The 7,614-nt window shown below is 49.2% G+C and carries 5 protein-coding genes and 1 pseudogene; 4 read left to right on the top strand and 2 right to left on the bottom strand.

All coding sequences use genetic code 11. From position 1 onward, the window contains the following. Window positions 1-2,152 (bottom strand): bifunctional aspartate kinase/homoserine dehydrogenase I (thrA, locus tag AB5903_RS09425; RefSeq protein WP_368117812.1); only part of this gene is annotated, 2,152 nt, incomplete at its 3' end. 448 nt (window positions 2,153-2,600) lie between these two features. Here thrA and AB5903_RS09420 point away from each other — a divergent pair. Continuing rightward, on the top strand, window positions 2,601-3,638 hold the full coding sequence (locus tag AB5903_RS09420; RefSeq protein WP_005652260.1) for an asparaginase: 1,038 nt from the start codon (window positions 2,601-2,603) through the stop codon (window positions 3,636-3,638). A gap of 12 nt (window positions 3,639-3,650) precedes the next feature. Here the strand turns inward: AB5903_RS09420 and AB5903_RS09415 are convergent, their stop codons facing one another. Next, the gene (locus tag AB5903_RS09415) at window positions 3,651-4,196 is read right to left on the bottom strand and encodes a carbonic anhydrase (protein ID WP_005652261.1); all 546 of its coding nucleotides are present in this window, start codon (window positions 4,194-4,196) and stop codon (window positions 3,651-3,653) included. Between the two features lie 117 nt (window positions 4,197-4,313). Here AB5903_RS09415 and radA point away from each other — a divergent pair, with 117 nt between their 5' ends. The 3 genes and pseudogenes from radA to AB5903_RS09400 all read left to right on the top strand — a co-directional run. Further along, on the top strand, window positions 4,314-5,681 hold the full coding sequence (radA, locus tag AB5903_RS09410; RefSeq protein WP_117740596.1) for a DNA repair protein RadA: 1,368 nt from the start codon (window positions 4,314-4,316) through the stop codon (window positions 5,679-5,681). A 74-nt stretch (window positions 5,682-5,755) separates the two neighbouring features. Continuing rightward, window positions 5,756-7,342, top strand: a complete 1,587-nt coding sequence (locus AB5903_RS09405; RefSeq protein ID WP_118207182.1) for an NAD(P)/FAD-dependent oxidoreductase — start codon at window positions 5,756-5,758, stop codon at window positions 7,340-7,342. Window positions 7,343-7,439: 97 nt separating this feature from the next. Further along, window positions 7,440-7,614: pseudogene (locus AB5903_RS09400) on the top strand (helix-turn-helix transcriptional regulator); the annotation flags it as partial.

The raw sequence follows: 7,614 nt of genomic DNA, 5'->3' as shown, positions 1-7,614 counted from the left end.
GCACTTTCTTCCAGAAGTCATCCAAAGAACCTTCGAAGAAGTCATCGGGTACAAAGAGATTCTTTTCCACATCACTTTGCTCGATGCGATAACCGGCTTCACGTGCAAGGATTACCAGTTTGCGGATTACATCCTTACCGCTGAGGTCGATACGTGGATCGGGTTCGGAATAACGTTCCTCCTGAGCCATTTTAATGGTTCTGCTGAAAGGAATATCCGCGCTTATCTTGTTGAATATATAATTCAGCGTACCGCTCAGCACGGCTTCAATCTTCAGTATCTTGTCACCGCTATGAATAAGGTCGTTAATGGTATTGATAATAGGCAACCCCGCACCTACGTTCGTCTCAAACAGATATTTCACGCCGCGCTGGCGGGCTATCTGCTTCAGTTCCCGGTAGTTTTCATACTCCGAAGAAGCTGCAATCTTATTGGCGGCTACAACCGAAACGTTGTGCATCAGAAGGTCTTTATACAAGGAAGCCACTCCTGCGCTTGCCGTACAGTCCACGAATACGGAGTTAAAGATATTCATGCCGATAATCTCGTTACGAAGCGTATCCAGAGAGCTTTCCTTACCTTTCTCCGCCAATTCTTCGCGAAAGCGTCCCAAGTCAAATCCCTCGCGGCTGAAGATTGCTTTGGAAGCATCGGCAATACCTACCACATTCAGTTGTAAGCCGTTCTCCTGCATCAATTTCTGACGCTGGCTGTGAATCTGTTCTATCAAACTGCCGCCTACCGTACCAACTCCGCAGATAAAGAGATTCAATACCTGATATTCCGACAGGAAGAAAGAGTCATGGATCACGTTCAAAGACTTGCGCAGCGACTTGCTGTCTACCACAAACGAAATATTCGTTTCCGAAGCGCCCTGTGCACAAGCTATCACATTGATACCGTTACGTCCCAGCGTACCGAACAGCTTACCGGCAATACCCGGCGTATGCTTCATATTCTCACCTACAATGGCTACCGTAGCCAAATCCTTCTCAGCCTGTATGGGTGAAATCTCTCCCATTTCAATCTCTTTGACAAACTCTTCGTTCAGAACTTCACAAGCCAGGTCGGCATCCGCATTACGCACACCGATGGAAGTAGAATTCTCCGAAGATGCCTGCGATACGAGGAACACGCTAATACCGTTCTTTGCCAAAGCCTTAAAGATACGGTAGTTCACACCAATCACACCTACCATACCGAGTCCCTGCACCGTTATCAGACTTGTATCGTTGATAGACGAAATACCTTTAATGGCTTTACTTTGCGGATTGGAAACATCCTGCTTGATAACCGTTCCCGCTCCGTCGGGATTGAACGTGTTCTTTATTATAATAGGTATGTTCTTGTGGCAAACCGGATAAATGGTAGGCGGATACACTACCTTAGCGCCGAAGTTGCAAAGTTCGGTAGCTTCTACATAGCTCAGTTCATTAATGGTATAAGCCGTGGAAATCACACGCGGATCGGCGGTCATGAAACCGTCCACATCCGTCCAAATTTCCAGTGCATCGGCATCCAGCGCCGCAGCTATGATGGCAGCCGTATAGTCAGAACCTCCGCGACCGAGATTGGTCACCTCGCCCGTAATCTTATCCGTAGAGATAAATCCCGGAACCAGCACCCGTCGGGGCATATCCTTGAATGTCTCGCGCACCAGGGAAGTAGTAAGCTCCGTATCCAATACATGCTTGGAATGTTTCTTCTCCGTTTTGATGAACCGGCGCGAATCAAACCATTCCGCACCCGTCAGTTGCGCTGCAATAATGGATGAAAGGCGTTCGCCGTAACTCACAATCGTATCGGATGTTTTCGGCGAGAGGTCCTTTATCAGGTAAATCCCCTGGAAGATATCTTTCAGCTCATTAAGCAACTCCCCCACCCGGCGTTGCAGTGATACTTGCGCCTCACCTGCCGGAATTACTTCCTTTATCATTTCCACATGACGATAAACAATCTCACGAAACTCGTTTTCATAAGAGGAATCACCGGCAGCCGCCATTTTCGAAGTATTGATCAGCTTGTCCGTAATGCCGCCCAAGGCAGACACTACCACTATTAAAGGTTCGTTTATAGCCTCTACAATTCTCTTAACGCTTAAAATACTGTTCGCAGAACCTACGGATGTTCCGCCGAATTTTATTACTTTCATATTTTTTTATCGGATTGAAACGGTTGATACAATTGTCAAAACAAGCTGCTATGGCCCGTATAGACTTTAACTAAATAAGAAAAACTGCTGAAAAATTGGTGTAACACGTAGAAACACAAAATACTATCCCTAACCCCTAAGGGTCATGGTACACATGGATGTGACTGTATGTTGATAGTACTTGTTCATTCTCTCTTACTGCTATCGCTTATGATAAGTGTTGCAAAAGTAACAATAAAAACATTCAAACTATTACATTTTATGACTTTTTTGCGATAAAAATACAGATTCATTCTATAAAGGGAAGAAATATGTACATATTACGGCTAACATATTCACGCTTTTCCAAACAAAGAGATATAAATACTGGCATAGTTTTATAACACTTTGCTATTATTTTAGAGATATATTACTATCTTTGCATGGTAATTATGTAAGAATTGAGCGTATGTCCCCAAATAATACTTCCGTTTTGTTAATTTACACCGGTGGCACTATCGGCATGATAGAAAATGCGGAAACCGGAGCTTTGGAGAGCTTCAACTTCGAACATTTACAGAAGCATGTACCCGAGCTTCAGAATTTTACGTTCCGCATTGATACCTATCAGTTCGATCCGCCTATGGATTCTTCGGATATGGATCCGGATGCCTGGCGCAAACTCGTACGCATTATCAGCGACAACTACAATCAATATACGGGCTTTGTCATCCTTCACGGCACGGATACCATGGCCTACACCGCATCCGCTCTCAGTTTTATGCTCGAGGGCCTCAACAAGCCCGTCATCCTCACGGGTTCGCAGCTTCCTATCGGCGTGCTCCGTACCGACGGTAAAGAAAATCTGCTGACAAGTATCGAAATTGCCACTGCCCGGCATCCCAACGGCCGGCCTATCGTGCCGGAAGTATGTATCTTCTTTGAGAATCACTTGACACGCGGCAACCGTACCACCAAAATAAATGCGGAGAACTTCAATGCTTTCCGCTCGTACAATTACCCTGTACTTGCTTCTGCCGGCATACATATTAAATATAATAATGTGCAGATTCATACGGAGAACGTACAAAGAGAGTTGCAGCCACACTACCTGCTCGATACCAATATAGCCATATTGAAGCTCTTCCCCGGCATTCAGGAAAACGTGGTGGATGCCATTCTCGCCATAAAGGGACTGAAAGCTGTGGTGCTGGAAACTTACGGTTCGGGCAATGCTCCGCTGAAAGAGTGGTTTCTCCATCATCTGCACAATGCCTGCGAACAAGGTATTATCATTGTAAACGTTACCCAATGCAGCGCCGGTACGGTAGAAATGGAGCGTTATGAAACGGGATACCGCCTGATGCAGGCAGGCGTGGTGTGCGGATACGACAGCACAACAGAGTCCGCTGTAACCAAACTGATGTTCCTGTTAGGTCACAACTATCCCCCCGCAAAAGTACGCGACCTGATGAGCCGCCCTCTTGCAGGTGAGATAACGATATAGGAAGAGAGGTGCTTACGCCACTACGGGAGTCAAGGCCCCGGTAATCGAATCGATGATAAACCCGGAAACATGGACATCCTCCGGTATCAGCGGATGGTCAAGAATGGCTTTCACCGTTTCTCTTACGGACTTCTCCGTATCTCCGAAGCCATAAAGCCACGAATCGAAATCCACTCCGCAGAAACGTATCATATCTATCGTTTCCTGTTTGATGCCGCGCGCCTTCATGTGCTCTATCATCTGGGCGCTGCTCATGTGGCACGCACCGCAATCGGAATGTGCAATGACCATGACCTCTTTCACCCCCAACTCGTAGATAGCCACCATAAGGCTGCGTATAACGCTGCCGAAAGGATGCGAAATGATTCCGCCCGCATTCTTTATCATCTTTACATCACCGTTCTTTATGCCCAGAGCTGCCGGCAGCAATTCGGTCAGACGGGTGTCCATACAGGAAAGGATGGCGATTTTCTTATCGGGATATTTATTGGTGATATACTTCTCATATCCCTTATTCTCTACAAACCGCTTATTGTATTCAAGAATATCTTCTATCATAGTATAATCCCAGTTTTATATTTTTGAGAACAAATATAGAAAAAACTCTGTGACACACCGCCAGCCCTGAAACGAAAAATCGTACCTTTGGGCAATTATTCTAAAGGAAGTTCTTTTATGGCAAAAGAGAAAACGGTATATGTATGCAGCAATTGCGGGCAGGAATCGCCTAAATGGGTAGGCAAATGTCCGTCGTGCGGAGCGTGGAACACCTATGTAGAAGAGATTGTACGCAAGGAAACCGTAAACAAACGTCCGGTATCGGGCATGGAAACCGCCAAAGCAAAGCCCGTGACACTGGATGAAATCGCTGCCGATGACGAACCCCGTATCGACCTGCACGATGCGGAGCTGAACCGGGTATTGGGCGGCGGTCTGGTACAAGGCTCGCTGGTGCTGATAGGCGGCGAACCGGGTATCGGAAAGTCCACCCTGGTGCTGCAGACCATCCTCCGCATACCGGAGAAACGTATCCTCTACATATCCGGCGAAGAAAGCGCCCGGCAGCTGAAGCTGCGTGCCGACCGTCTGTCAGGCACATCCGCCGACTGCCTGATTGTCTGCGAAACCTCGTTGGAACAGATTTACGTCCACATAAAGAATACACGCCCCGATTTAGTCATAATAGACTCCATACAGACCATCTCCACAGAGACGCTCGAATCCTCTCCCGGCAGCATAGCCCAGGTGAGGGAATGCTCCGCCTCTATCCTGCGCTTCGCCAAAGAAACGCATACGGCGGTCATCCTCATCGGCCATATCAACAAGGAAGGAAGCATTGCCGGGCCTAAGGTACTGGAGCACATTGTGGACACCGTGCTCCAATTTGAAGGCGACCAACATTATATGTACCGCATCCTGCGCAGCATCAAAAACCGTTTCGGCAGCACTGCCGAGTTGGGCATCTATGAGATGAGACAGGACGGACTGCGGCAGGTAAGCAATCCTTCGGAACTGCTCCTCAGCCAAGACCATGAAGGAATGAGCGGCATAGCCATCGCTTCGGCCATAGAAGGCATACGACCGTTCCTGATAGAAACGCAGGCATTGGTGAGCAGTGCCGTTTACGGCAACCCGCAACGTTCCGCCACCGGCTTCGACATACGGAGAATGAACATGCTGCTGGCAGTACTGGAAAAGCGGGTCGGCTTCAAGCTTGCCCAAAAGGACGTCTTTCTCAACATTGCCGGCGGACTGAAAGTGAACGACCCCGCCATCGACCTGGCAGTTATCAGCGCCATTCTGTCCAGCAACATGGATACCGCCATAGAACCCGAAATCTGCATGGCGGGAGAAATAGGCCTGTCCGGAGAGATCCGCCCCGTAAACCGGATTGAGCAACGCATCGGCGAAGCGGAGAAGCTCGGTTTCAAACGGTTTATATTACCCAAATATAATCTGCAGGGACTGAACACGTCCAAATTGAAGATTGAGCTGATACCGGTAAGAAAGGTGGAAGAAGCCTTCCGGGCATTGTTCGGCTAAGTCCTCCATAGGATGAGTCCGCCGCAGGAGATACGGATTGATACACATTATATATAGATATAGAAAGAAACCCAATGATACAAGAATACCAATTGCGCGTGTTGCCTGAGGTTGCAGCCAACGAACAACGCATAAAAGAATACCTCATACAAGAGAAAGGAGTGAGCGCACGCGACATTACGGCTACGCGCATTCTGAAACGCAGCATTGATGCACGCCAGCGAACCATCTTCGTAAACCTGACCGTGCGTGCTTATCTCAACGAGTTGCCGAAAGAGAAAGAGTATCAGGAAACCGTCTATAACGATGTGTCGGACAAGCCGCAAGTCATCGTTGTGGGAGCCGGTCCCGGCGGACTGTTTGCCGCCTTGCGTCTGATAGAGCTGGGCTTGCGCCCCGTCATCGTGGAGCGCGGAAAGAATGTACGCGACCGCAAGAAAGACCTTGCCCTGATAGGAAGGGAACAGACCGTCAACCCGGAATCCAATTACAGTTTCGGAGAAGGCGGTGCAGGCGCCTATTCGGACGGCAAGCTCTATACCCGCAGTAAAAAACGGGGAAACGTAGACAAAATCCTGAACGTATTCTGCCAGCACGGCGCTTCATCTTCCATACTCGTAGACGCCCATCCCCATATCGGCACGGACAAACTGCCGCGGGTCATAGAAAACATGCGGAACACCATTATCGGTTGCGGCGGTGAAGTGCACTTTGAGACACGGATGGATGCTCTTATTATTGAAAACGATGAAGTGAAAGGCATCGTAACCGATACCGGCCGGACATTCCTCGGTCCTGTAATACTTGCTACCGGACACTCCGCACGCGATGTATACCGCTGGCTGGCAGCCAACGGAGTGGAAATAGAAGCCAAAGGCATCGCCGTAGGAGTACGTCTGGAACATCCCGCTTCCCTGATAGACCGGATACAATACCACAACCGCAACGGACGCGGCAAATACCTGCCCGCCGCCGAGTACAGCTTCGTTACCCAAGTGGACGGAAGAGGCGTGTACAGCTTCTGCATGTGTCCCGGCGGCTTTGTAGTTCCGGCAGCCAGCGGTCCCCAGCAAATCGTAGTCAACGGAATGAGCCCCAGCAACCGGGGTTCCCGGTGGAGCAATTCGGGAATGGTAGTGGAGCTGCGTCCGGAAGACTTGGAGAATAAGGAGTTAAGAATGATGAATGAAGAGCCGGCTTTCAACTCCCAACTCAGCATGATGTATTTTCAGGAAGCTCTGGAACGCCTCTGCTGGCAACAGGGCAACATGAAGCAAACAGCCCCCGCGCAACGCATGGCGGACTTTACCAGGAAAAAGCTCAGCTACGACCTGCCGGAAAGTTCATACGCCCCCGGACTGGTATCGTCGCCTCTGCACTTCTGGATGCCGCCGTTCATTGCCGACCGGCTGAGCAAAGGTTTCCAGCAATTCGGGAAATACAGCCACGGTTTCCTCACCAACGAAGCTGCCATGATTGGCGTTGAAACCCGTACATCGGCTCCGGTGCGCATTGTCAGAGATAAAGACACCTTGCAGCATGTCCGTTTGAAAGGACTGTTTCCCTGCGGAGAGGGAGCCGGATATGCAGGCGGCATCGTGTCGGCAGGTATCGACGGAGAACGGTGTGCGGAAGCCGCAGGCCGGCTTTTGCTGCAATGAGAGTAGCAGAGTTCCGCATGCAGGTGAAATTCATTTCCCCGCATTACAAGGATGATACAAAAATAATCCGTACTTTTGCGGGCAAACCTATACCGTTATGACAGCTCCCGAAATAGCAATCGTCGCTCCCAACACATTGACCTCTTTGGGATTGCAGAACCTTCTGGAAGAGATTATCCCGATGGCTACTATCCGTGTGTTCCGCTCCTTCGCCGAACTCATGGATGATACGCCCGACATGTATGCCCATTATTTCATCTCTTCCCAAATAT

This window comes from Bacteroides sp. 2201st1_D9_2201SCRN_220225 (assembly GCF_040928965.1).
GTDB classification, from domain to species: Bacteria; Bacteroidota; Bacteroidia; order Bacteroidales; family Bacteroidaceae; genus Bacteroides; species Bacteroides stercoris.
This window is presented reverse-complemented; position numbering and strand designations above follow the sequence as displayed.

Coding starts and splice junctions, on each gene's coding strand:
- AB5903_RS09420 (WP_005652260.1), top strand. CDS start 2,601: ATGTCCCCAAATAATACTTCCGTTTTGTTAATTTACACCGGTGGCACT.
- AB5903_RS09415 (WP_005652261.1), bottom strand. CDS start 4,196: ATGATAGAAGATATTCTTGAATACAATAAGCGGTTTGTAGAGAATAAG.
- radA (WP_117740596.1), top strand. CDS start 4,314: ATGGCAAAAGAGAAAACGGTATATGTATGCAGCAATTGCGGGCAGGAA.
- AB5903_RS09405 (WP_118207182.1), top strand. CDS start 5,756: ATGATACAAGAATACCAATTGCGCGTGTTGCCTGAGGTTGCAGCCAAC.